General features: G+C 39.0%; 25 protein-coding genes. 8 read left to right on the top strand and 17 right to left on the bottom strand.

The annotated features are described in order from the left end of the window. Nucleotides 1-60 precede the first annotated feature (60 nt). Nucleotides 61-1,932: an ABC transporter permease gene (locus tag G7061_RS03350; protein ID WP_166118943.1), complete on the top strand. Its 1,872-nt coding sequence runs from the start codon at nt 61-63 to the stop codon at nt 1,930-1,932. 17 nt (nt 1,933-1,949) lie between these two features. Here the strand turns inward: G7061_RS03350 and G7061_RS03345 are convergent, their stop codons facing one another. Continuing rightward, on the bottom strand, nt 1,950-3,725 hold the full coding sequence (locus G7061_RS03345; RefSeq protein ID WP_166118939.1) for a DUF885 domain-containing protein: 1,776 nt from the start codon (nt 3,723-3,725) through the stop codon (nt 1,950-1,952). A gap of 156 nt (nt 3,726-3,881) precedes the next feature. Here G7061_RS03345 and G7061_RS03340 point away from each other — a divergent pair, with 156 nt between their 5' ends. Continuing rightward, a complete protein-coding gene (locus G7061_RS03340) occupies nt 3,882-4,163 on the top strand; it encodes a hypothetical protein (protein WP_159635455.1) in 282 nt (93 codons plus the stop codon). A 30-nt stretch (nt 4,164-4,193) separates the two neighbouring features. Here the strand turns inward: G7061_RS03340 and G7061_RS03335 are convergent, their stop codons facing one another. Together G7061_RS03335 and G7061_RS03330 are read right to left on the bottom strand one after the other, a co-directional pair. After that, on the bottom strand, nt 4,194-4,763 hold the full coding sequence (locus G7061_RS03335; protein WP_159640743.1) for a VanZ family protein: 570 nt from the start codon (nt 4,761-4,763) through the stop codon (nt 4,194-4,196). Between the two features lie 70 nt (nt 4,764-4,833). Beyond that, nucleotides 4,834-6,012 (bottom strand): NAD(P)/FAD-dependent oxidoreductase, encoded by a 1,179-nt coding sequence (locus G7061_RS03330; RefSeq protein WP_166118934.1) that lies wholly within the window; start codon nt 6,010-6,012, stop codon nt 4,834-4,836. Between the two features lie 295 nt (nt 6,013-6,307). On the opposite strand from G7061_RS03330, the gene G7061_RS03325 reads away from it, so the two are divergent. Then, nucleotides 6,308-7,606: a dicarboxylate/amino acid:cation symporter gene (locus G7061_RS03325; RefSeq protein ID WP_159635464.1), complete on the top strand. Its 1,299-nt coding sequence runs from the start codon at nt 6,308-6,310 to the stop codon at nt 7,604-7,606. 34 nt (nt 7,607-7,640) lie between these two features. Here G7061_RS03325 and G7061_RS03320 read toward each other — a convergent pair whose 3' ends face one another. Together G7061_RS03320 and G7061_RS03315 are read right to left on the bottom strand one after the other, a co-directional pair. After that, nucleotides 7,641-8,696: a hypothetical protein gene (locus G7061_RS03320; protein WP_166118931.1), complete on the bottom strand. Its 1,056-nt coding sequence runs from the start codon at nt 8,694-8,696 to the stop codon at nt 7,641-7,643. Nucleotides 8,697-8,779: 83 nt separating this feature from the next. Further along, nucleotides 8,780-10,006: a DUF349 domain-containing protein gene (locus G7061_RS03315; RefSeq protein WP_159645808.1), complete on the bottom strand. Its 1,227-nt coding sequence runs from the start codon at nt 10,004-10,006 to the stop codon at nt 8,780-8,782. A 289-nt stretch (nt 10,007-10,295) separates the two neighbouring features. Between G7061_RS03315 and G7061_RS03310 the strand changes: the two genes are divergently transcribed. The 5 genes from G7061_RS03310 to G7061_RS03290 all read left to right on the top strand — a co-directional run bounded on the left by G7061_RS03310 (nt 10,296) and on the right by G7061_RS03290 (nt 13,740). Next, nucleotides 10,296-10,985: a DUF969 domain-containing protein gene (locus tag G7061_RS03310; protein ID WP_159635473.1), complete on the top strand. Its 690-nt coding sequence runs from the start codon at nt 10,296-10,298 to the stop codon at nt 10,983-10,985. After that, on the top strand, nt 10,985-11,935 hold the full coding sequence (locus G7061_RS03305) for a DUF979 domain-containing protein (protein WP_159645811.1): 951 nt from the start codon (nt 10,985-10,987) through the stop codon (nt 11,933-11,935). Before G7061_RS03310 ends, G7061_RS03305 begins: the two co-directional genes overlap by 1 nt. Nucleotides 11,936-11,948: 13 nt before the next feature. Then, complete coding sequence (gene pcp, locus G7061_RS03300; RefSeq protein ID WP_159635479.1) at nt 11,949-12,590, top strand: pyroglutamyl-peptidase I; 642 nt, start codon at nt 11,949-11,951, stop codon at nt 12,588-12,590. Beyond that, a complete protein-coding gene (locus tag G7061_RS03295; protein ID WP_159635482.1) occupies nt 12,590-13,003 on the top strand; it encodes a gamma-glutamylcyclotransferase in 414 nt (137 codons plus the stop codon). Before pcp ends, G7061_RS03295 begins: the two co-directional genes overlap by 1 nt. 62 nt (nt 13,004-13,065) lie before the next feature. Continuing rightward, complete coding sequence (locus G7061_RS03290; RefSeq protein ID WP_159635485.1) at nt 13,066-13,740, top strand: hypothetical protein; 675 nt, start codon at nt 13,066-13,068, stop codon at nt 13,738-13,740. Nucleotides 13,741-13,775: 35 nt separating this feature from the next. Here the strand turns inward: G7061_RS03290 and G7061_RS03285 are convergent, their stop codons facing one another. The 12 genes from G7061_RS03285 to G7061_RS03230 form a co-directional block, all read right to left on the bottom strand. Further along, a complete protein-coding gene (locus G7061_RS03285; protein ID WP_159635488.1) occupies nt 13,776-14,015 on the bottom strand; it encodes a metal-sensing transcriptional repressor in 240 nt (79 codons plus the stop codon). A gap of 5 nt (nt 14,016-14,020) precedes the next feature. Further along, complete coding sequence (locus G7061_RS03280; protein WP_166118922.1) at nt 14,021-15,676, bottom strand: FAD-dependent oxidoreductase; 1,656 nt, start codon at nt 15,674-15,676, stop codon at nt 14,021-14,023. A 2-nt stretch (nt 15,677-15,678) separates the two neighbouring features. Further along, complete coding sequence (gene trxA, locus G7061_RS03275) at nt 15,679-15,990, bottom strand: thioredoxin (protein WP_159635494.1); 312 nt, start codon at nt 15,988-15,990, stop codon at nt 15,679-15,681. Nucleotides 15,991-16,148: 158 nt separating this feature from the next. After that, a complete protein-coding gene (locus G7061_RS03270; protein ID WP_166118914.1) occupies nt 16,149-16,625 on the bottom strand; it encodes a hypothetical protein in 477 nt (158 codons plus the stop codon). A 129-nt stretch (nt 16,626-16,754) separates the two neighbouring features. After that, entirely contained in the window at nt 16,755-17,426 is a 672-nt protein-coding gene (locus G7061_RS03265) for a TrkA family potassium uptake protein (protein ID WP_159640764.1), read from the bottom strand. Between the two features lie 9 nt (nt 17,427-17,435). Beyond that, entirely contained in the window at nt 17,436-18,788 is a 1,353-nt protein-coding gene (locus tag G7061_RS03260; RefSeq protein ID WP_207948918.1) for a TrkH family potassium uptake protein, read from the bottom strand. After that, the gene (atpC, locus tag G7061_RS03255; protein WP_159640767.1) at nt 18,785-19,177 is read right to left on the bottom strand and encodes an ATP synthase F1 subunit epsilon; all 393 of its coding nucleotides are present in this window, start codon (nt 19,175-19,177) and stop codon (nt 18,785-18,787) included. The genes G7061_RS03260 and atpC overlap by 4 nt, the downstream gene beginning before the upstream one ends. Before the next feature lie 4 nt (nt 19,178-19,181). Then, a complete protein-coding gene (gene atpD, locus G7061_RS03250; RefSeq protein ID WP_159635506.1) occupies nt 19,182-20,570 on the bottom strand; it encodes a F0F1 ATP synthase subunit beta in 1,389 nt (462 codons plus the stop codon). Between the two features lie 2 nt (nt 20,571-20,572). Continuing rightward, nucleotides 20,573-21,349 carry a F0F1 ATP synthase subunit gamma gene (locus G7061_RS03245; protein WP_166118909.1) on the bottom strand — a complete coding sequence of 259 codons (777 nt, stop codon included), beginning with the start codon at nt 21,347-21,349 and terminating at the stop codon, nt 20,573-20,575. Beyond that, nucleotides 21,342-22,862 (bottom strand): F0F1 ATP synthase subunit alpha, encoded by a 1,521-nt coding sequence (atpA, locus tag G7061_RS03240; protein ID WP_159635512.1) that lies wholly within the window; start codon nt 22,860-22,862, stop codon nt 21,342-21,344. Before atpA ends, G7061_RS03245 begins: the two co-directional genes overlap by 8 nt. Beyond that, a complete protein-coding gene (gene atpH, locus G7061_RS03235; RefSeq protein ID WP_166118904.1) occupies nt 22,859-23,389 on the bottom strand; it encodes an ATP synthase F1 subunit delta in 531 nt (176 codons plus the stop codon). The genes atpA and atpH overlap by 4 nt, the downstream gene beginning before the upstream one ends. Next, nucleotides 23,373-23,885, bottom strand: coding sequence for an ATP synthase F0 subunit B (locus G7061_RS03230; protein WP_159635518.1), 513 nt, complete (start codon nt 23,883-23,885; stop codon nt 23,373-23,375). The genes atpH and G7061_RS03230 overlap by 17 nt, the downstream gene beginning before the upstream one ends. Nucleotides 23,886-23,900 lie beyond the last annotated feature (15 nt).

The raw sequence follows: 23,900 nt of genomic DNA, 5'->3' as shown, positions 1-23,900 counted from the left end.
CGATAGTTCGCTCAATGATTCAACGATATTCTCGTATCATAGGATACAGGAGGACTTCTCATGACATCTTATCTAAAACTTGCTTTTCGTAATGTCAAAAAGAGCTATAAAGACTATAGCCTTTATTTCTTAACACTCACTTTTTCCGTGGTTTTGCTTTACTTACTGCGGTCGTTTGAAATGCAATCGAGCATTCTTGAACTCGACCCATCGCAAGGAACTGCGATTGCTTCTTTGATCATGGTTTTGAACACAATGTCTGTGATTATTAGTGTTGTTTTTGCGCTGTTAATCATCTATGCCAATCAGTTTCTAATTCGACGACGAAAACAAGAATTGGGTTTATACACTTTGATGGGCATGCCTTTTCGAAAAATACGTATCATTCTGTTCTTTGAAACATTAATCGCGGCACTTGCCTCTTTGGTCGTTGGATTTACGATTGGTATCGGCTTATCACAAGTGATGGCCATGTTTAGTGCTTCCATTCTGAGCGTTAATGCAGCTTACACATTTATTGTTTCAGTGCCCGCACTTTTATCTACAACCCTAATTTTCAGTGCAATTTACACTGTTGTTATTGGTTTTAATACACTGATCCTCGGTCGTTTTACTTTGCTCGATATGTTGACAGCACATCGCCAAAATGAATCAATCAAAGCACCACGCACTCGCACAACAGTGCTCTTGCTAATCCTTGGTGTATCATGTATTGCTTACGCATACACCGTCTCGTTACAACCTTATGGTATCTTAAATCAGATGGTGTTAGTAATCGTTGTCGGGGCGATTGGTACCTTATTGCTCTTCAAAGCCTTGTCCGGCTTCCTTCTACAGAGTGTGCAGCGTTTCGAAAATCACTACTACTCAGGTTTAAATGCCTTCAATTTTCGACAACTTTCATCAAAAATTAGTACAACATATCGTTCGATGAGTATCATATGTCTTATGCTTCTAACTGCAATAACCGCATTGGTCACGGCATTCAATTTGAATAATGTACTCGCACAATTCAAGGATTCAATGATTGTCTACGATATCGCAGCAACACATACACAGCCCTTCGATCTCAACGGTATTGATACCTCCCAAATAAAAGAAAGCTATCAGTTTTATGTTCTTAATGGTAATGCATCAGACGCCGTAATTTATCCTGTAATATTTATTGCTCAACATGACGCAAACCAAAGTTTAAGACGTGATCACCAGCAACCTATTCAACTCCTAGATAATCAGTTTGCATTCTACAAACACCCCAATTTACCAATAGAAACACCTGACTTCAGTGAATATGGATTAACAGACTCCGTCACAACTACCGTTTCAGATTTAAGATTAACGAACAGTGCTTTGATGAACTCACTTAAAATTGTTGTGAGTGATGCAACATTCAAGCAACTCGAATCCCACCTCAAACCTACATACTACACCAACATCAATACCCACGATTCACAATCAATTGCTCCCATGCAAGATAATCTATCTACACACGTTCCCGCTGGAACGCAACTTGTTTCAGCACGTGATGTCGAACTAGAAATGGCCGGTACCGAACTTCTATTTACCTACCTTGGTTTCTACATTGGTGCAGTCTTCCTAATCTGTAGTTGCGTGTTATTGGCACTCCAACAACTTTCTGAAGCAAGTGATAATATTCATCGTTACAGCATACTTAGCAAAATCGGTGTTGAAGAGTCTTTAAAACTACAGTCAATTACCACTCAACTCAGTCTTTATTTTGCCTTACCTTTGATTATTGCGATGATGCATGCTGTTGTTGGCATCAAAGCCGCCAATCTTACCCTATCTCTTGGTGGTTTAGCGCCTTCTAGTCCTTTAATTGCTATCATCGTTACCCTTGGCTTTATTGTCGCATATGGTTTATATGGATTCACAACGCTAAAATCTGTTCAACGCATTGTCTTACAATAAAAAAAGTGAGTATTATCTCACTTTTTCTTTGTTTTAATATATGCTTGCATTTGTTGTTCCATGATATCCATGGAAGCAGCACCACTATCAAGCAACACTTTGTGGAATTCAACTTCGGAATACTGTGAACCTAAGGCATCTTTCGTTGTCTTCTTAAGATCTCTAATATAAAGATTGCTTAAATAATATGTTGGGTAAACTGCAGGTGTTTGGATTATTTGGTAATAGAATGACTCTAACCCTGCTTCATCTAACGTGAAGAAATCAGACATGTATGTACCAAATTGTTCCATAGTCCAACCTTCGTAATGAACGCCAATGTCTGCTCGAATATGTATTGTTTCAATTAGTGTCATGTAGGCATTGTAAAACTCTTCGAATTTTTCATCATGTACATATTTTACTGCGAGTTTTTCAGCATAATTAGCCCAACCCTCAGCGCTATTTGATGGCGAAATTAGTGATCGAATTGGATGCATGTCTTTCAATGTCTTGAAGTAACTGAATTGATACATGTGCCCTGGAATCCCTTCATGAGCATATGTTGTGTAGAGACTGTTATCAAACTCTCCGTTAATATAGATAACCTGTGCCTCTTCTCCAGTGTAGTCAACTGGTGGTGAGAAGTAAAACGCAGGGGCTGACGATTCAGAAATCGAAGGATGCACCTTACGCAGTTCATAGAATGGCATTGGGATCATAGGGAAATCTTCCCCAAACGATGCATGAATATCTTCTAAAAGGGCTTCACCATTTTCATAATTTCCAAACGATTCAGCCATCATGAGTTCCATATAACGATCACGTTCTTCAGTTGTATACTCATTTGATAAATATAAGGTTTCAACAGCTGCTTGTTGCGATTTTTCGGTAAAACGTAAAATTTCTTTAACGGTCGATCGTTTTCCAGTCTCTTGTTGTAAGAGTTCTTCGTAGAATGCCTTACCATTGGGACGCGTGCTCATTCCCGCTAATGTTGTATCTGTAACTTGGATGGCCCCTAGTTCCGTTGCCATCATTTGGTAACTTTCATAAAGTTGCTTGGAAATTAAAGCCTGACTTCTTGCCTTTGCAGTTTCTTTTTGCGACGCATCTAAGAATGTAGCACCATCAATTTTCTCATTCATATATGCAATTAAGTAGTAGTCTGGTTGTGCAATTTGCTGAGCCGTCACATCACTTACTCGAGCCATTTCAGTTAATTCATACTGAGTAAATCCTGTTGAACGTGTTTGTCGGTCTCTTTCCAACTGAATATATTTTGAAATCGTTTCTGGCAACGATTCCAACAATGTAAAGTATCCTTTTAAATCTTGTTCTGTTCTAAATTCGTAAATTTCAAGATATGCCGGGAATGAACCCATCAAGTTACGACTGTAGCCAAGGACAGACGATCCGACACTGAAATCGTAATAGTCTTGTAACGCAACAATATCTTCAAGATGTTGAACAATTACTTTTTTATCAAGTTGTTGCTGTGGTGATAGCGTTGCATCATCAAAGCCCTTCACTTCATCCAATACTTCTTTGGATGTTTTTGCTGCTTCCTTATAGTCTTCTTCACTTACAAAATCCATTTTGTAATCTTTACTTTCGATGCCGTATGTTGCTGGATTTTCAAACATTAGATTGATTGAAAAGTCCTCTGGATCTATAAACTCCGGCAAGAGTTCATCTAGGTATGTTGTGAATTCTGCATTGGGCGTATCCGTACCGTCAACATTCTTAGGTTTTGTCGTACAGCCCGTTAAAACTAAGAGTGCAATTAATGCACTGATCAATATTTTTTTCATAGTCCCTCCCACTATTTTCTAATACTATCCTACCATGTTTGGACCAGCCTTGAGAAGTTTTCCACAGTTTTTATTGCGTCGCGAACATTTTTAAATTATTTGTATGGAAAGTGCTTTCCGACTTCGCTATAATGTCCTTAATAGGAGGGGCTTATTATGGAATTTTTCCAAGTGAATTTGATTATGCTTGTTGTCGCAATTTTATTCTTTGTGGGGGCGTATTACTTAGATGCGAAAACAAAATTTATCGAAAAAGTATTTAAAACAACACCCAAGCAGTTTTATATTATTACAGGAGTTCTTGCACTTGTAATCTTGATTATGAACTATATTGCAATTAGCGTATTTGGTTCATGGCAATCATTGATTATCACATCTGCTGCGATTGCGATTGCAATCTTAATTGTTATTAAACTTTACCAATCACGCAAAGCATAAAAAATGTTGGATTTAATCTCCAACATTTTTTTATTTTTCTTTGGTCAACTTTCGGCTACGCACCACAAGAATCCATAGACCATAACCAATTAGTCCACCAAGCGTATTCATGATGAGATCATCAACATCGAAGATGCGAACATTAAAGCCATAATACATTCCCGCTAATTGAAGTAGCTCAATCGTTAACGTAAATGCGATGACAAATCCCATCGTTTTTATGAAAGGTTTATTTTGATCTTTAAGATAACGTCCCATGAGAAAGCCAATGGGCACAAAAATAGCAACGTTCAAAAAATTTTCGAGAAGGTAGCGTGGTTGAAAATCAACCCACAAGTTCCAATACAAATTGTTCAAAGGCTTCAGATTGTAGCGGAAACGGTGCGCTTCAAGTACATGGAGTTGTGCTTCTTTACCCCATGGAAATGGAAACTGCGTAACATCAAACACAAGTAAGACATAAAGCAGTAGTATCGAACCAGTTATTTTTTGAGACGTATTTTTGCGACGTAAAATCGTAAAATACACGATAAGGTAAAGTGGTATATAGATGAGGATTCCGGTTGGAATCCAACCTGGACCACTGTGTCGTCCAAACATAATGCTCTCCTTTTTTCAGTGTTAAAACTATACCATAACCCAATGCAGTCCTTGCGAAATGTTCGTGAAACTATGCTTCGATGTCTAATGCATATTTACCTGCGGTAAATCCTGTAGCAAAGGCAGACGTAATATTGAATCCACCAGTGAACGCATTATAATCTAGCAACTCACCAATACATGAGATATGCGGATCTAGTTTTGATTTTAGTGTTTTTGGATTGATTTCTTTTAATGATATGCCGCCGTTTGTTACGAAAGCATGAGAGAAACCTCGAGTTTCGTACGTAGTCATTGGGAAACGTTTAAGATAGTCGATTATCATATTTTTGTTACTTGCTTGCTCTTTGATAAACGCTAACAGTCGTTTGGGTACGCCCGATTCAAGCGCATACGCTTCAATATCTTCTGCTTGCATTAGTGTATCGATACTCACATCTTTCAAAAAATCAATCGTCAGCCGTACAGGTGTCTCTTTTTCAAGGACTTGCTGTACATAAAAACTTCCCCGAAGGGCTGCTGGCCCTGATAAACCAAAATGTGTAAAGAGTAAATCATGAGTAATTGCTTTCTTAATCTTTTTGCCTTGATGAACGTTTAAAACAACATCGTGAAAGGATAAGCCTTGAAGTGCTTTTTCTTGGATGAAGACATCATTTGAAACGAGCGGTACCTCGGCCGGCAACAATTCTGTAATCGTATGACCAAATGAGGATGCAAGGACATAGCCATTTCCATCTGAACCTGTACCAGATAAAGAACGACTTCCCGTTGCTAAGATGAGAGCATCATAGGGGACATCTTTACCATTCACAGTTACAATACGTGCATGAGAGTCAAGGCTTTCTACATAACTGTGCAGTCGAATATCTACCCCCAATGCTTCTAATCGTGATTGTAAAGCATCAACGATTGAGTGTGATTTGTTCGATGCAGGAAACATCCGTTCGTGATCTTCCTTTTTTAATGGGCACCCGTTCGCTTCAAAAAAAGCTTGAATGTCTTGGGGATTAAAGTTGGTGAGTGCACTATTTAAGAATTTTCCATTTTTCGGGACATATTTTATTACTTCTTGAATATCGACATCTGCCGTAACGTTGCATCGGCCGCCGCCTGTCAACCGTAATTTTTTTCCCAAACGTTCATTACGCTCAAGTAAAATTACATTTGCTTCTGGCCAATGTTCTTTAGATGATATTGCTGCCATCATTCCTGATGGACCGCCTCCAATTACAATAATTTGTTTCATACAAGTTCTCCTTATTGTGGCTATTATAGCAAACTTCGTTTTGAAGAGTAAATGTGTTGACAACTTTCGATACATTCTATATGATTACAACGAAACATGTATCACATATATGTTTAATATGTTTTACGCATAAAGGGGATCAAAATGGAAATTCTATGCTGCTGTACATTTTCAAACTATAACGGGAACACGAAAGTGTAATTTTTTGCATGGCACATTTAATCTCTTGCACAGATAAGAGAATTCTTGAGATGTCATACGACATCTTTTTTTATAAGGAGGAGAGAATTTTATTATGTCTACATACTTACCATGGATTGCATTCGCGACGACGCTCGTGGTGTTTGCATTTCTTCAACATTTGCGTAAGAAACGTGTGAATTTCGGGCTTCGCACGATTATTGCGATGGGCTTTGGATTGGTGATTGGATTTGTATTTCAAGGGAATACACAATACGTCACACCCTTTGGAACAATCTTTACACAATTAATTTATGCAATTGTGGCGCCACTACTATTCTTCAGCATCATTTCAAGTATCGCGTCACTTAACAGTATTACCCGTCTTAAAACACTCGGTTTCCGATCAGTATTTTGGTTACTGCTTAATACATTGATTGCAAGTACAATTACATTAATTGTTGCTACGAGCCTCAAACTTGGTTCTGGGTTTACCATTTCATTGCCAACAGATTATGTTGCTCGTGAAGTTCCAACTTTTATAGATACAATTGTTGGGTTTTTCCCAAGTAACTTGGTCAATCATGTTGCAAAGAATCAAATCATTCCGATTATTATTTTCTCGGTAATGGTCGGTGTGGCTTTGGTCAAATTTAATACCAAAGATCCTGAGGGCGCAAGTCCAATGATTCAATTCTTTGAATCTGCTAACAAACTTACATATCGCGTTGTTAAATCAATTATCGCACTAACACCATTCGCTGTTGTTGCTTATATTGCGAACGTTCCCACACGTGATGGTGGAAAAGACCTTGCATCATTTGCAATGATTATTGTGATTGCCTATGCGATTAGTTTCTTCCAAGCCTTTGTTGTTCACGGTACATTAATTAGTGTATTCGCAAAAATGAATCCAATTCGTTTCTTTAAAGCAATTTGGCCTGCTCAAGTGGTTGCCTTTACATCACAAAGCAGTATTGGAACGGTTCCAGTCGTCATCGAACAAGTCACAACCAAACTTGGTGTCAAAGATGATATCGCAGGATTTGTTGCCGGACTGGGAGCCAATGTCGGTATGCCAGCATGTACTGGAATGTGGCCAGTTTTACTCGCCGTATTTAGTATTAACGCTTTAGGCATTCCATTCACTACACAACAATACTTATTATTAATTGTTTATACAGTTGTTGTTGGTTTGGGAACAGCCGGAGTTCCTGGAACTGCAACAATCGCAGCAACTGCCGTACTAACAGCTGCTGGACTACCTATTGAGATTATCTTTGTCTTGTCACCTATTTCGGCTATTGTCGATATGGCACGTACAATGGCAAACGTTACAGGATCAGCAACAGCAACCGTAATCGTGGCAACACGAGAAGGCGCAATCGAAGAACCTGTTCAAGCCGCTTCATAAAAAGAACCCCAGTTGCAAAGCAACTTGGGGTTTTTTAATAATTTTGAATCAGTATTTCCGCTTCCGTTACATTTCCAGCATAAGGGTATGTCTTACGCATCCTTTTTAAGGTCGCAAGTGCCTGTGATCGCGCCGCTTCAGTACCTCTTACTTTTAGATACTGATAAACAATGACTTCAGGTGTATGCTTCATCCCTTTTAAGATAATTTCCAATTCTCGACTTGCAGTTGGTATCGTATCCGTAGCGAGCATTTGTTGTGTGTGATACTCCAAGTCAATTGCACCTTTGAGTACAGGTATATACGGAAGATCATCAGTTACCAAATCATCATAATACGCTAACTTTTGAAGTGGCGTTAGATTGCGTGCCGATGCAAACACTGCATTCACATATGCATTCATCGTTAAGCCATCTTTCACATCTTGTTTATCAAACAAAGGCACGAATCGTTTGTCAATTGTATTGAGTGTTTCACCTGCAACAAATAGCTCATTTTGCTTGAGCACGTACCACAATGCCTCGCGCGCTTTGGGATTCGCTTTTATGGCTGCCAAATTGCTACCATCAGATGTACCATTCTTCATTGGAACACTATTCATAATCGCTAGAAATAGTCCCATAATGATAAATATAGTTGCGACATACTTCACCATTAGACTTGAGAAACTAAGGAAAATAAGTAGGGCGATAAAGCTCGCAAAACCATTAAAGATAACACCACCCCAGTTATACATTGCATACGGATATGTTTCTGGAAGTCCAGATGGACTCATTAAACACTGACCACCAGTTCCCGGAATTTGATAGCGTTTGTAGCTGTAAACGCCCTTTGACTTTTGGAGCATATGGCTTCCGACACGATACGACACGAAGTCATAGCCACTGAGCTTACCAAACACTAGATGACCCAACTCATGAATGAGAATATGAATCAAGACGCTGATTATCACAGTAATAACGCCAACGCCTAATAAAAGCCAAATTGAAAAATTGGCTTCAGCGGCAAGATAACCAATCATTAAGCCACCGTACAAACCAAGCCCAATAAGTACAAGATATAGTAAAACCATTTTAAGAATTTTCTTCATAGGTCACCTCTGCAATTATTAAACCACACTTTCATACTAAAAGGGTATATTTCCGCGGAAATATACCCTTTATGTTTTTAAGATTAGAAGCGGTTAAGTTGGCTGTCTAACTTATTGTATTCTTGTGTGTACTCGTCGAGTTTTTGATTGTTATCGGCAAGTGTTTGTTTTAATGCAACAACTTCTTCACGAATTGCATCGGAGTCATTACTTGCAAGTTGACCTTCAAGACTTGAAAGTTTTGCTTCAATTTTGTCATTGATACTTTCAAGTGCCGAGATACGTGCATCTAGATCTTCGATTTGATTTTCTGCATCCGCTATTGTTGCTTCACGACGGTTTTGTTCACGGTTTTTGAAGCGATCGTAGAAATCATCTTGAATTGCGCGGAATTCGTTCCACAACTTCTCTTCAAATTCACGACCACTGTGACCTGCTTGTTTCCACTCTTCAAACATTGCTTCCATTTCGGAACGTTGTGTTGCATCATGGAACGACTGTACCAATGCTTCTGCACGTGTAATGATAGCTTCTTTGGCTTTGCGAGCTTCACCTTGTGTTTCACGCATTTCGTCAAAGAAGACGCGTTGTTGTTGGTAGAAATACTGACGAGCAGTATTGAAACGTTCCCAGAGTTCATCTTCGAATTCACGTCCAGCAAATCCTGCTTGTTTCCAACGTGTCATCAAGTTACGCATATCTGTGGATGTTTTCTTCCAGTCTGTTGAATCTTTTAATGCTTCTGCTTCAACGATTAATTGTTCTTTCAATGCACGAGTATCTTTACGATCTTCTGTAAGTTGATCGTAATGTTTACTGCGCTTATCGAAGAAATGGTCATTGATAGCACGGAATTTCTCCCATAAATCCTGATCAATATCTTGCCCCGCAAATCCAGCTTCTTTCCATTCGTTTTGCAACTCCTGTAAATAAGTGGAAGTCTTGTTCCAGTCTGTTGAATCTTTGACCTTATCAGCTTTTTCAATCAGTTCATGTTTGATAGATTGAGCTTCTTCAAGACGCTCTTGGCGCGTTTCGTAACGATGAATTGCTTGGGTGAAGCGCGTTTCAAGGGCAGCATCAATGCCTTCCTCTGATAGCGAATCCCATTCACGCTTAATGAATTCCAGTTTCTCATCGTCACCTGTATTCATAATACTGTAAACTTCGGAAATCAATTGGTTTTGGCGTGACTCTTCTACAGAAGCAAGACTTTCCCAACCAAAATCATTGCGTGAGTAACTTGGTTGTTTTGTTTCTTCTTCTTTGTCTTCGACCTGAGTCAATTTTTCTTCGTTAATAATAAACACCTCTTTCTCTAATCACTACTTCTTATTTTAGCATAATTCAGCCGATATGTAATGTTTGATGTATTTTTGGTCAAGTTTTTCTTTGAAAGTCTCTTCACATTCTCTCATATATGAATTCTATATAATAATGTTAAGGAATATATAGGAACCGTTATTCTTTTAGTATTTGTTTCAGACTTTTTCATAAATTATTTCATAGAATAACATAATCTTACATAATCCGGTTGTAAGAAACCCAAATACTAGATATAATTAACCAATGATAAATAGAATATAAAGGAGAAAAAGCATGGCAGATGTTAATTTATGGCTCCTTGTTGGAATCGGTATTATTATTGTCGGTTTCGCAATGAAGCTTGATTCAATTGCAGTCGTTCTTGTCGCTGCAGTCGTAACTGCATTAATTGGTGGCATGAATTTTATGGAAATTCTCGAGACGCTTGGTTCTCAATTTGTGAGAAACCGCGGTATGAGTATTTTCATTCTCACCTTACCTGTTGTCGGTATGAGTGAGCGATACGGATTACGTGAGCAAGCAGTTGCTCTAATCCAACGCATGAGCGCACTAACCGCTGGACGTGTTATTTGGTTATACCAAGTTATTCGTCAAACAGCCGCAGCCTTATCGTTACGTTTAGGAGGGCATCCACAGTTCATACGTCCATTAATTCATCCAATGGCAGAAGGGGCAGCAATCGCCGATCGGGGTGGCGTACCGCTCAATGATGTGGAAGCAGACACCGTTAAAGGTGCAGCAGCCGCAGCAGAAAACTATGGTAATTTCTTCGGGCAAAACTTATTCCCTGCAAGTAGTGGTGTTAACTTAATTGTTTCGACCCTTACAGATGCAGGTATTCACGGCGTATCCAATGCTGGAATTTCAGCATGGTCCATGCCAGTCTTCATAAGCGCAATTTTACTTGGTGGTGTTCAAATGGCGCTCCTTGATCGTAAAATTAAATCAGGAGGTAAGAAATAATGGATTTTTGGGCACTCTTTTTAGAAATGTGGTATATCCTTATTGGGTTTATACTCTTCGCTACAGCAATTAACGTATACCGTTCAACAGATGATGTTCGTCGTTACGGTGCATTTAGTTTCTGGACTATCTTAGCTGTTCTCTTTATTTTTGGACCTAAAATTCCAAATGCAATCAATGGAATTCTTGTCTTATCACTTGGTGTCTTCTCAATTACAAAATCTGTAAATGTTGGAGATATCGAACAAATTGCTCAATCATTTCGTGATGAACAATCTGGACGTATTGGTACTTTAATTTTCTTACCATCCGTAATGATTGCTGTTGGCGCCTTTGCACTGTCAACATTATTACCGATGATTGCACCAAGTACAGTATCCGCTGGTAACCTTGGCTATATCGCGATTGGTCTTTCAGCAGCCATCGGGTTGGCAACAGTCTTCATTATAACAAAAGCACCAATTAAGACTGCCGCAGCTGATGGAACACGCTTAATGCGTACCATGGGTTCAACAGCAATCCTTCCTCAACTCTTAGGTGCCCTTGGTGTTGTCTTTACATCAGCAGGTGTTGGGGATTTAATCGGAACACTTCTTGGTGGTGTCATTCCACAAGGAAATGCATTTTTAGGCGTCATTGCATATTGTGTTGGGATGGCCCTCTTCACAATGATTATGGGAAATGCTTTCGCAGCATTTACAGTTATTACTGCTGGAATTGGAATTCCTTTCGTCTTTGCAGCTGGTGGTGATCCAATCATCGCAAGTGCAATTGCCATGACTGCTGGGTTCTGTGGAACACTCTTAACTCCAATGGCAGCAAACTTTAATATTCTTTCCGCAACACTGTTAGAAACAAAAAATGAGTATTCTGTTATCAAGTTCCAAGCACCATTTGCTATAATACTATTGGTAGTACATATTTTCCTTATGTATTTCTTAGCATTCTAGAGGAGGTAAACCAATGAAAGTACTTATTACTGGATTTGATCCATTTGGCGGAGAAGCCATGAACCCTGCATATGAAGCAGTTAAATTATTACCCGATACAATTGAAGGTGCCGAGGTTATTAAACTAGAAGTACCTACAGTTTTTGGGAAATCAATTGATGTTTTAGAAGCAGCAATTACAGAACACCAACCTGATTATGTTATTACGGTTGGACAAGCTGGTGGTCGCTTCGGCATTACACCAGAACGCGTCGCAATAAACGAAGATGATGCGCGAATTAAAGATAATGAAGGAAACCAACCTATTGACGAAGCGATTCGTGAAGATGGTGCACCGGCATACTTCGCATCGTTACCAATTAAAGCAATTGTTGACAACATTAAAAAGGCAGGATTACCTGCAAGTGTTTCAAATACAGCAGGAACCTTTGTATGTAACCACTTAATGTATGGCCTTTTATATTTAATTCAAACGAAATTCCCAAATGTGCGCGGAGGATTTATTCATGTTCCATTCGCAACACAACAAGTTGTTGATAAACCAACAGCACCAGCTCTTTCAATCGAACAAATCTCTAAAGGATTGGAGATTGCAATTGCAACAACCGTTACAACTGCAGAAGACATTAAAGTCCAAGGTGGCGCAATTTCATAATGTCTGATGTCATGTTTGTTTATGGATCACTCATGAAGAACTTCCATAACTACGAAAAGTATTTACGTGGTCATGTGTTGGACATTCAACCTGCTACAGTTCAAGGAAAACTTTACGATATGCCTTATAAAGGCTATCCAGCAATCTTAGATGGTGACGATACCGTTCATGGTGAAGTTATTCATGTCAAAGACTTAGCTGCAATTCTTCCAGCCATTGATAAGATGGAGGGCTATAATCATCAAGCAGATGATGAGTATTCACGGATTCCTAAAACCATTACATTGGCAGATGGATCCACAACCGTCCTGGATGTTTACGTCTATACAAGTAAGCATTTGGACACACAGTTTGAAAAAGAGGCAATCTACCTTCCAGAAGGAAGTTGGCGTGCATTTAAGGAATCATTATAAAGAGCTTCGGCTCTTTTTTTGTGGTTCTCTGTGTTATAATTAAATTAATATTGGAGGTCGTTATGGATACTACACCTGAACACATCGCTCAAAACTTTATCAAAACAATTAAGAAACGGTTACTCATATCACTTGTTGTGATTATTCTTGGATTCTTATATTTAATCTATAATGTCGGACAACCTGGTTCTGTCTCAATTATTACCGTAATCTTTGCTTTTTTCTTAGCTGCTGCCACAATCGTTTTTAACTTACTCGCAGCCGAAATGGATCGGGAAAAACTATACCATGTCCTGTTTGAAGAAAAGGATGCTGACAAGGCACGTGAAGTCTTTCAGTATGTCATCGCTAATTTTCCAAGTGCTTTAAGACAATCATTTATTTCTACAGATTTCTATTATGCAACAGCTCTATCAATGTTGCTGACCGGTTCAAATAATCATGATATTCAGAATTATCTTGAAGGCGTCATGGGTGGAAGACTGCACGATAATGGGCGTTTTAAGTTATTGTACCTCGCACACTTAAGTGCGTTGACGCATGACAAACAGTTTGTCGATGCAATTACACCTCTTGGTAAGGTCAATGGCCTCAATAAACAAATCATTGATTATGTAGATGCAGTTAACGCAGCGCTAAATCACAACGATAAAGCACTTCAAAACGCTGTATCTCTCATTGAAGAAATGAACGTTTACCCGCTCATTACTGATTTTGCTCAAACACTCAAAGCATAAACAAAAGACATCCACGTGGATGTCTTTTTTACGTATTAAACTTTAGTAAGAAGATTGACCGCAGATTCAACTTTTGTTTGATCCGTCACATCCACATGTTCCATGAGATTTTGAATCGCAACTAAGCGCATCAAACGATCAATACTGGAACGAACGGCTGTAAGCTGTGTTAAAACATCTTCACAAGGACGTCCTTCTTCCATCATCTTCGTAATACCCCTTAGTTGCCCTTCTGCGCGACTAAGACGATTTAATAGGTTCTTATCACATTTCATCGTTATCACTCCTTAGAAACGGATTCTGGGTGCATCAGCGCCTGATACTTAAACGCACCATCAAGATTCTTCGCTTTATACCCCGCTTGTTTTAAAACACGCATTGCTGAATAACTACGTTGACCACTATGGCATGCAACGATAACCTCAGCATCTTCAGGAATTTCATGCAAGCGGCAGCGAAGATAGTTTAACGGAATATTATGAAACCCGTCAAGTGCCCCCGCCTCTTTCACTTCCATAGCATCTCGAACATCTAGAAGGTATGCTCCTTGATTACGATACTGGTCGACTTCATCCCATTGAATCGCTTCTGAATATCCTTCAACAATGTTTAGAGCCGCATAACCAGCAATGTTTACAACATCTTTTGCAGTACCAAATGGCGGTGCATATGTTAACTCTAATTCTGGAAGATCTTCAACGGTCATACCACCTTTAATCGCAGTAGCAATAACATCAATTCGTTTATCAACTCCGTCTTCACCTATAGCCTGTGCGCCATAGATTGCACCGGTCTGTGGGTTAAAGATTAATTTAAGGTTAATCGCAGTTGCATTGGGGAAGTATCCTGCATGGTTTTTCCCTGTAATATGAACAGATTCATATGGATACCCTAACGTTTGAAGTTGGCGTTCATTGAGACCCGTACTTCCAGCACCAATCGAGAAAGCACGAAGAATCGAAGTACCTAACGAACCACGATGTTTACGTGGAAGCCCCGACATCGCATCCGCAGCTTGTCGCCCTTGACGATTTGCCGGTGACGCAAGTGAAATAAGCGTCTCTTCTTGAGTAATCATATGTTTAACTAATACTGCATCACCTACAGCGTAGATATCCTGAACATTTGTTCTGAAGAACTCATCAATTCGAATGCCTCCTTTAAAACCAGTTTCAATACCTGCTTCTTGAGCAATCGCTGTATCTGGCATAACACCAATTGACAAAATCGTTAAATCAGACTCAATTTCGTCACCATCTGATAAAATAATCGTTTGGCCTTTATTCTTGAATTCCTGAGCACCCTTACCGACAAGTACTTGAATCCCATTGGCTTCGAGTTCATCACGCACAAATTGAGCCATTTCTGTATCTAAAGGCGCAAGAATTTGCGGCGCCATTTCGACAATTGTGACATCCAATCCACGATGTTTTAATACTTCAGCCATCTCTAAACCAATAAACCCAGCACCAATTACAACTGCTTTTTGAGGCGCATTGTTGTCAATGTGACGCACAATTTTATCCATGTCAGGAAGATTACGAAGCGAAAAAACATTGTTAGACTCGGTCAACCCTGGAATTGGTGGAACAATCGGCTTCGCTCCTGGTGACAAAAGTAATTTATCATAACTTAGTTCAAACGTTTCTTCATCATTCACAACCGTTACTGTTTTAGTGTCTGGATGGATTGCCACAACTTCATGATTAGGACGAATATCTAGCTGAAATCGTGCTTTTAGTGTTTCTGGTGACACGACGATGAGATCATCACGATCCTCAATTTCACCACCAATATGATATGGTAGCCCACAGTTTGCAAATGAAACATAGGGTCCTTTATCTAAAACAATAATTTCTGCATTTTCGTTTAGTCTTCGAAAACGGGTTGCGAAAGACATTCCTCCGGCAACGCCTCCAACTACAACAACTCTCATTTTTAGACCTTACTTTCTAAGTACTCTTGTAATGCTTTTTTAGGTTGGAATCCTTGGATTTGTTCGACTGGTTTTCCATTTTCAAAAAGAATCATTGTTGGAATCGACATGATGCCAAACTCTTGTGCTATTTCCGGGTTTTCATCAATATTAACTTTTGCTACTTTAATTTTACCTTCGAATTCTGTTGATAGTTCATCAATTACAGGACCTAACATACGGCATGGTCCGCACCATTCTGCCCAAAAATCAATAAATGTCAGTCCTTCTGCAATTTGTGTTTCAAAATCTTTGTTTGTAATGTGTATTGTCATACCATGACCTCCTGTATCTATTTTCATTATACCCCTATAGGTATATGTTGCAAGATATTTGCTTATAAAAAGAACCTGGTCGTTACCAGGTTTTACTTTGTCTTTATGCATCGCTGCATGCTTGTGAAGGTTTATTTTAGCTTCACGAATATTTTAATTTAAACACTTTCAAGAATAGCGCGCAATTTTTGCACATCATAGGTCGTATATAGACGTAAACGAATTACAGTTGATAGCTTCTTATCTTTTACTTTAACGTATAAGCGTGTCCCAAGGTCAGCAGCACTCACAGTCAACCGAACATGGTCAATCTCGGCATACGCAATATCATAGTTACTGTAAATCGTGTTTATGCGTACGTGATCATGGTCGCATTGAATGGATGCTTTTCGAGCATATACGATTCCATATACCCACTGTAAAAGATACACAATCGTAACGGGAACAATAATCCATTGGAGTATCTTCTCACTGACTAAAAAATGTACGACATCAGACCAACCAATTTTCATTCCACCCATTATTAAAAAACTAAATCCAAGAATCACGAGTCCATGAAATGCGATACTAAGAATTCCAAATGGTATCAGACAACTTTTGGCAACGCTTGGTCGAAATGTTTTTTGTTCCATCATCACCACTCCCTTACTTTGAACTTATGTGTTTCTATTTTACGAAATCCTGTAACTTTCGTCCAGTTCACAAACCTTTACAGATATAAAAAAGTAATGATAGGCTAACTATCATTACTTGAATTATTATTTTTAGTTATTATCTTCCATGTCATTGAAGCGATCTAAATCTTTTTCTTCAACAAGTACGAAAAGTAGGTCACCATCTCGAATAATATAGTCTGGTGAAACATTAATAATAAATTCATTGTTCACGCAGCATTTGAGAGCAACGATGTTAAAGCCATACTCTTGACGTAAATTTAATGCCTGAATTGATTTATTCTCCCATTCTTTAAGGGGATGAATTTCGACTAAGTTGTATCGATCATCAATTCGCAAGGCATCAATTACAGAGTGACGTGCAAGTTCATTCCCAAGTCGTTTACCCATTTCAACTTCAGGTAATAAGACACGGTCTGCACCAACTTTTTTTAGAACATCGTGATAATCTCTATTTTTTGTTTTACAGATAACTTGAGGAACACCAATTTTTTTTAGGTTTAGAACACAAAGAATGGCTTCTTCCAATCGTTCACCAGAGGCAACTACCGCAATATCAGCTTGACCAATATCTGCTGCTTCTAGATGCTCTAGTTTTGTAAAATCACCTTGAATTGTATGTTCAACATGCATCGCAACTTCATCTACACGTTCCATTTTTTTATCCATTGCAATAACTTCCACATCATGACGTGCAAGTGTTTTTGCAACAGAGGCTCCAAACAACCCTAGTCCAAGGACTGCTACTGTTTTATTTGTCATAGTTTTCTCCTAACCCACTAATATATTTGCTTCTGGGTATTTTAAAGTTGGTTCTTTCATATCCGAATGGTTTCCGAATGATAAGAAGAATGTTAACAACCCGATACGGCCTGCGAACATTACAATAATTAATACGATTTTTCCAATACTTGTTAAGTTTGGTGTTAACCCCATGGTGAGTCCAACAGTTCCAAAGCATGAGAAGACTTCCATCAGGATATATTCAATACCAAATTCTGGCGGAATGGTTTCAGTGATGAATAGAATGAGTGATGCACTGACTACAATCGCAATCCCAATAAATAGAATCATCAACGCTTTAATAACGCGATCCATTGGAATAGCTCTCGATTGAAAACGCGGTTGAGTATCACTGAAGACACCACGCATAAAGAGGAATAATGTTGCGAATGTTGTAACTTTGGCTCCACCACCTGTTGAACCGGATGAAGCACCGATAAACATCAGAATAATGGTTAAGAATATTCCCATTGGAGAAATAAACGCGTAGTTAACATTGGCATACCCTGCTGTACGAGGTGTAATCGCCATAAAGAGTGTATTTACAAGCTGATCCCACAGTGGCAATCCAGCAAATGTCCCATGTCTTGATTCACTAACCCAAAAAAGAACAAAACTGATAATTAAAATACCAACTGTCGTAATTAACGTAATTTTCGTATGTATAAGTAAACGTTTTTTTCGTTTAAACGTCAACAAATCACGCCACACGATAAATCCAAGACCTCCAAAGAATATGAGACCTCCGATTGTGAGTAGTACTAGAGGTGTTTGTGTAAACCCTTCGAGACTGTTTCCAAACAAATCAAATCCAGCATTATTAAATGCGGAAATGGAGTGGAACATTGAGAAGTAGATTCCTTTTAGAAATCCAAATTTAGGAATAAAATCGATTGCTAATACCGCTGCCCCAAGTGCCTGTACTGACAATGAGAATTTAACGATATAGCGGATTAATTTTTGTGCGTCGGCAGCATTTTCAGCACCAACAGATTCTTGGAGTAAATGGCGTTGTCGTAATGTCATTTTCTTACCCATAAACAGGAAGAAATAAACAAAAACTGACATGAATCCAAGCCCACCAATTTCAATTAGGGAAATGATGACTGTGCTTCCAAAATAGTTCCAATGTGCAGCTGTATTTACTGTAGTTTGACCAGTAACACAAACCGCGGATGTTGCGACAAAGAGCGCATCCAGAAAATTGGTCCACGTCCCATCACGAGATGCGATAGGTAAAGAAAGCAAACAAGCACCAACAAAAATTGTTGATGCGAAGCCCATTGCGATATATTGAGGAATAGTGCGTTTCTTCAAGAATGATTTAATTGAACGTATCATTTTCTAAGTTTTAACCTCGTTAACGATCGTTTTAGCGCGAGTTCAGCACGCTTCATATCGTATAGTTGTTGATTGTTACTTTCTATGCGTTCCTCAGCACGTGCTTTTGCTTTAGCTGCACGTTCAAAATCAATATCTGATTCTGATTCAACTGAAGATACTAATAGTGTAGCAACGTTGTTTTCAAATGTAAAGAGTCCCTCTGAAACCACAAAATTTTCGATTTCAGAGTTTGTCTTTGTATACATAACACCAATATCAATTGGCATTACTGTTGCCATATGGTTAGCGAGCATGGTTCGCTGGCCATCCGTGGTTGGCAAAGTTACGGAATCTATCTCTAATGTTTTATAGAGCCCATTGGGTGTAAGCAGTTTAAAGGTAAACATGACGTTACATCATCCCTTCTGCTTTCTTGTACACTTCTTCAATTGTCGAGACAAAGAGGAATGCTTGTTCTGGTAAATGATCGACTTCACCGTCAAGGATTACTTTGAAACTTCGAACAGTATCAGCAATTGATACATAGGATCCTGATATTCCTGAGAATGTTTCTGCAACAAAGAATGGTTGTGACAAGAAATTACGAATTTTACGTGCACGGTTTACAATTTGCTTATCCGATTCACTCAGTTCGTCCATTCCAAGAATCGCAATAATATCTTGGAGTTCTTTATATCGTTGAAGTATTTTTTGAACTTCTGTTGCAACATAGACATGTTCTTCACCAACAACATCTTCGGACAACAGATTACTACTTGACTCTAATGGGTCAACCGCTGGGTAAATTCCAAGCGCCGCAATATTTCGATCCAATACTGTTTTCGCATCCAAGTGCGTAAATGTAATCGCTGCAGCAGGGTCAGTTAGATCATCCGCTGGAACGTAAATCGCTTGAATGGATGTAATTGATCCATCTGTTGTAGATGTAATACGTTCTTGAAGTTGTCCCATTTCTGTAGCAAGTGTTGGTTGGTATCCAACAGCCGAAGGCATACGCCCTAACAATGCGGATACTTCAGATCCCGCTTGCGTGAAACGGAAAATATTATCGATGAATAAAAGAACATCCTGCTTATTGTTGTCACGGAAGTTTTCCGCCATAGTTAGCCCTGATAATGCAACACGCATACGGGCCCCTGGAGATTCGTTCATTTGTCCATAGACAAGAACTGTATTATCAAGAACATTTGCATCTTTCATTTCGTGATACAAATCATTTCCTTCACGTGTTCGCTCTCCAACACCAGCAACTACTGATAGTCCACTATGCTCAATTGCAATATTGTGAATAAGTTCTTGCATTAACACGGTTTTACCAACACCAGCCCCTCCAAAGAGACCAATTTTTCCACCTTGTGGATAAGGGCAAAGTAAATCAATGACCTTAATCCCGGTTTCTAATACTGTATTGGTTGTTTTTTGATCTTTAAATAACGGTGCAGAACGGTGGATTTCATGGAATTCCACGCCTTCACTGTCAAATGGTTTTTCATCAATTGGTTCACCCAAGACATTAAACATACGTCCAAGAATAGCTTGGCCGACAGGAACTTTAATAGCTGCTCCTGTATCAACGACTTCAAGATTACGAGATAATCCATCAGTAGTTCCCATTGCAATACAACGGGCTAAATCATTACCAATATGTTGTGATACTTCAAGTGTTACTTTGAGTTCACCGTGTTCAACTACAAGCGCATTGTAGAGTTTCGGCATATGTTCACTATCAAAACGAACATCAACAACTGGTCCTACTATTTGTACAATTCTACCTTTCATCGTTAACCCTCCATTCCTGAAACAATTTCAGATATCTCTTGTGTAATCGCCTCTTGACGAATACGGTTATATTTTCGACCTAAATCTTCAATCATGTCTTCTGCACTGTCTGTTGCTTTTTCCATCGCAATACGGCGTGTCGTATGCTCACTTACTTTTGATGTCAGATATGTGTGACGCAACAACGCCATGAGTGCTTGTTGAATCATGATTGAGGCAACATCTTCAAAATTCGGTTCGTAAATTACTTGATCACGTGCTCCCGACACCACTGTAGGTAACGTATGGAGTTCGAATTCAAGATTCAGTGCATTAGCATAATCAGGGACAATCGTAACAATTTGGTGCGTTGCAAGATACGGCTTTAATAGTTTTACAGCATCAAACAACTCAAAATGTTCACTCGATTGCATCGGGTTAACGATTGTAACTGACTTGTTTTTTAGTGATTCATAACTTTGTGTCCCAATAACAACTGCACTATCTTCAGGTTTATATACAGAAAGTAACTTTCGCATATTACCTTGAATATAAGCTGAGCACAATCCCAAATCAGGCATCACAACAAAATACAATTTTGGTTTATCATCCGTCGCCACTTCAAAATCTATAAACTGTGTTGTCGCATGACTCACAGCATCGTAATAGGCTTCGAAGTGTCCTTTTCGATCACGATACCGTTGAAGTTTGCTCAACGAAACAAGCTTCATTGCTTTCGTGATTTTTTGTGTCGATTTGATGGACCGGATTCTTTTTTTTATGGCTTGTGTATTAGGCATTATTTCTTATCTTAAAGCGCTCTAATTCTTCGTTGATTACTGTTTTGAGCGTCTCAATTAGGGCATCATCAAGTGTAAAGTTCGCTTTTATTTGATCTAAAAGATCTTGATGTGATGAAACAAAGCGTTCATGTAAGAACTTTTCGAATGGTAAAACTTCTTTTACACTTAGCATATCGAGGAACCCGTATTTATTTAAGAACATACTTACAATCATCAATTCGTGAGGTGTCTTTGAAAGTGCTCCTTGTTTGAGCAATTCAGTAAGACGGTTCCCATGGTCAATAATTTTTTGGGTTGCTGGATCAATGTCAGTACTAAACTGAGCAAATGATAACAGCTCATGATATGTCGCTAATTCAAGTTTCAATGATGAGGCAACTTGTTTCATCGCTTTTGTTTGTGCGGCTGATCCAACCCGTGAAACTGACATTCCGCTATCGACAGCTGGTCTAAAACCACTATTGAATGAATCTGAGTTCAAGAATAATTGGCCATCTGTAATTGAAATAACGTTTGTTGGTATATATGCGGATATATCACCAGCTTGTGTTTCAATGATAGGTAACGCAGTCATTGATCCACCACCGTAGTTTTCGTTTAGTTTTGCACTTCGCTCAAGCAAACGTGAGTGAAGGTAGAAAACATCTCCGGGATAGGCTTCACGACCTGCAGGACGACGTAATAGTAATGAGATTGTTCGATATGCTACCGCATGTTTTGATAAGTCATCATAAACAATTAATACATCTTTACCATTATCCATCCAGTGTTCACCAATCGCTGCCCCTGTATACGGTGCAAGATACTGAAGTGGTGCGAGTTCACTGGCTGTACTTGATACGACAACGGTATAATCCATTGCACCATGTTCCTTAAGTTTCTCAACAACCATTGCAACGGTTGAAGCTTTTTGTCCGATAGCAACATAAATACAGTTAACATCTTGACCTTTTTGGTTGATGATTGCATTCAATGCAATACTTGTTTTACCTGTTTGACGATCACCGATAATTAATTCACGTTGACCTTTACCAATTGGAATCATAGAGTCGATGACTTTAAGTCCCGTATGTAAAGGTTGGTGTACTGACTGGCGTGTCATAACACCTGGAGCAACACGTTCAACAGGACGGTGTCCTTCATAGTTGATTTCTCCAAGACCATCAATAGGATGTCCTAATGCGTCAACGACACGTCCTAAAAGACCATCACCAACACCCACTTCAATGATATGTTGGGTTCGATAGACGACGTCACCTTCTTTAACTAATGAGTCATCACCAAGTAGAACAACCCCGACTTGGTTCTCTTCAAGGTTCAGTGCGAGTCCATAAACCTCATCACTAAAACGTAGCATTTCCCCCGAGAGGACTTGGTCTAAACCACGAACAAACGCAATACCGTCACCTACTTTAAATACGCGACCAATATCCTCGCTCTTCGTGTCAAATTCAATTCCAGCAATTTGTTCTTTTAACATTTCGAGAATGTTTGCTGATTGATTGCTCATTGTTGTAATCCTCCTTGGTTAATAATACGATCCAGTTTACTTTTTACTGAGGTATCATAGATATCACTACGAACATGAACAATCATGCCTTGAAGCAAGTTTGCATCAATCTCATAGTGCATTTCTAAGTCGCCTTTATATTTTTCTTTCAACGTTTTTTGTAATGATATTTTTTCTTGATCACTCAATGCTATCGCGCTAACTACATCCACACGACTTAAGTATTCATGAATTTCTAATAAATCACGAAATGCTGCCATTACGCGCTCATAACTCTTCATCATGTTTGCTTGATAAAGAAGTTGTAAGAAATTGACAACTTGCTTTGAAAAGTGCGATCGCAACGTTTTCCACAACGGATCAAGAATTGTTTCGTCTTGATATGTTCGGGTAAAAATACGATTGATTTTTTCATCTTCAAGTATCAGCGAGACGACTTGTAACTCCGCATAGACATCCATAACTACGTTTTGTTCCTGAGACACTTCAAATAGAGCTTGAGCGTATTGCTTAGTGCTTATGATCATAAGCTTCCATTTCCTTCTCTAGGTCTTGGAGCATTGAAGAGTGATCTAATTCACGCTCCGACAATACTTTGCGGTTTACCGCTACAGCTGTATCCAACATGTATGTAGATACTTCGCGGTAAAGTGCAGCTTTTTCATTTTTTAAGGCTTCTGCCATTTTGATTTTCTCATTTTCAATTTCTTCTTGAGCAGAATCAATAATTGCTTGTTTTTTATTTTCAGCATCGCGTAACATATCCGCTTCAACGATTTTTAGTTTATCCATTGATTCAGAATATGCTTCCTGTGCTTGAGCACTCATTGTTTTTGCTTCCAATCGGTACGCTTCTGCTTCTTTCATTTCTTCAGCCATACGTTCAGCACGCGCGTCCAAATATTTTTGTACAGGCTCGTGAAGGTACTTGCGATACATAATGTAGATTACAAAAGTGGCCGCAAGTTGTGCAGCCATCGTCCAAGGATCTGGCATTAGCTTTGCAGCAATATCTAAATTCATAATACCCTCCTTTGA

Origin of the sequence: Erysipelothrix sp. HDW6B (assembly GCF_011301115.1) — a bacterium.
GTDB lineage: Bacteria > Bacillota_I > Bacilli_A > Erysipelotrichales > Erysipelotrichaceae > Erysipelothrix > Erysipelothrix anatis.
Note: the sequence above shows the minus strand (reverse complement) of the source record. Positions and strands in the feature narration are given on the sequence as shown.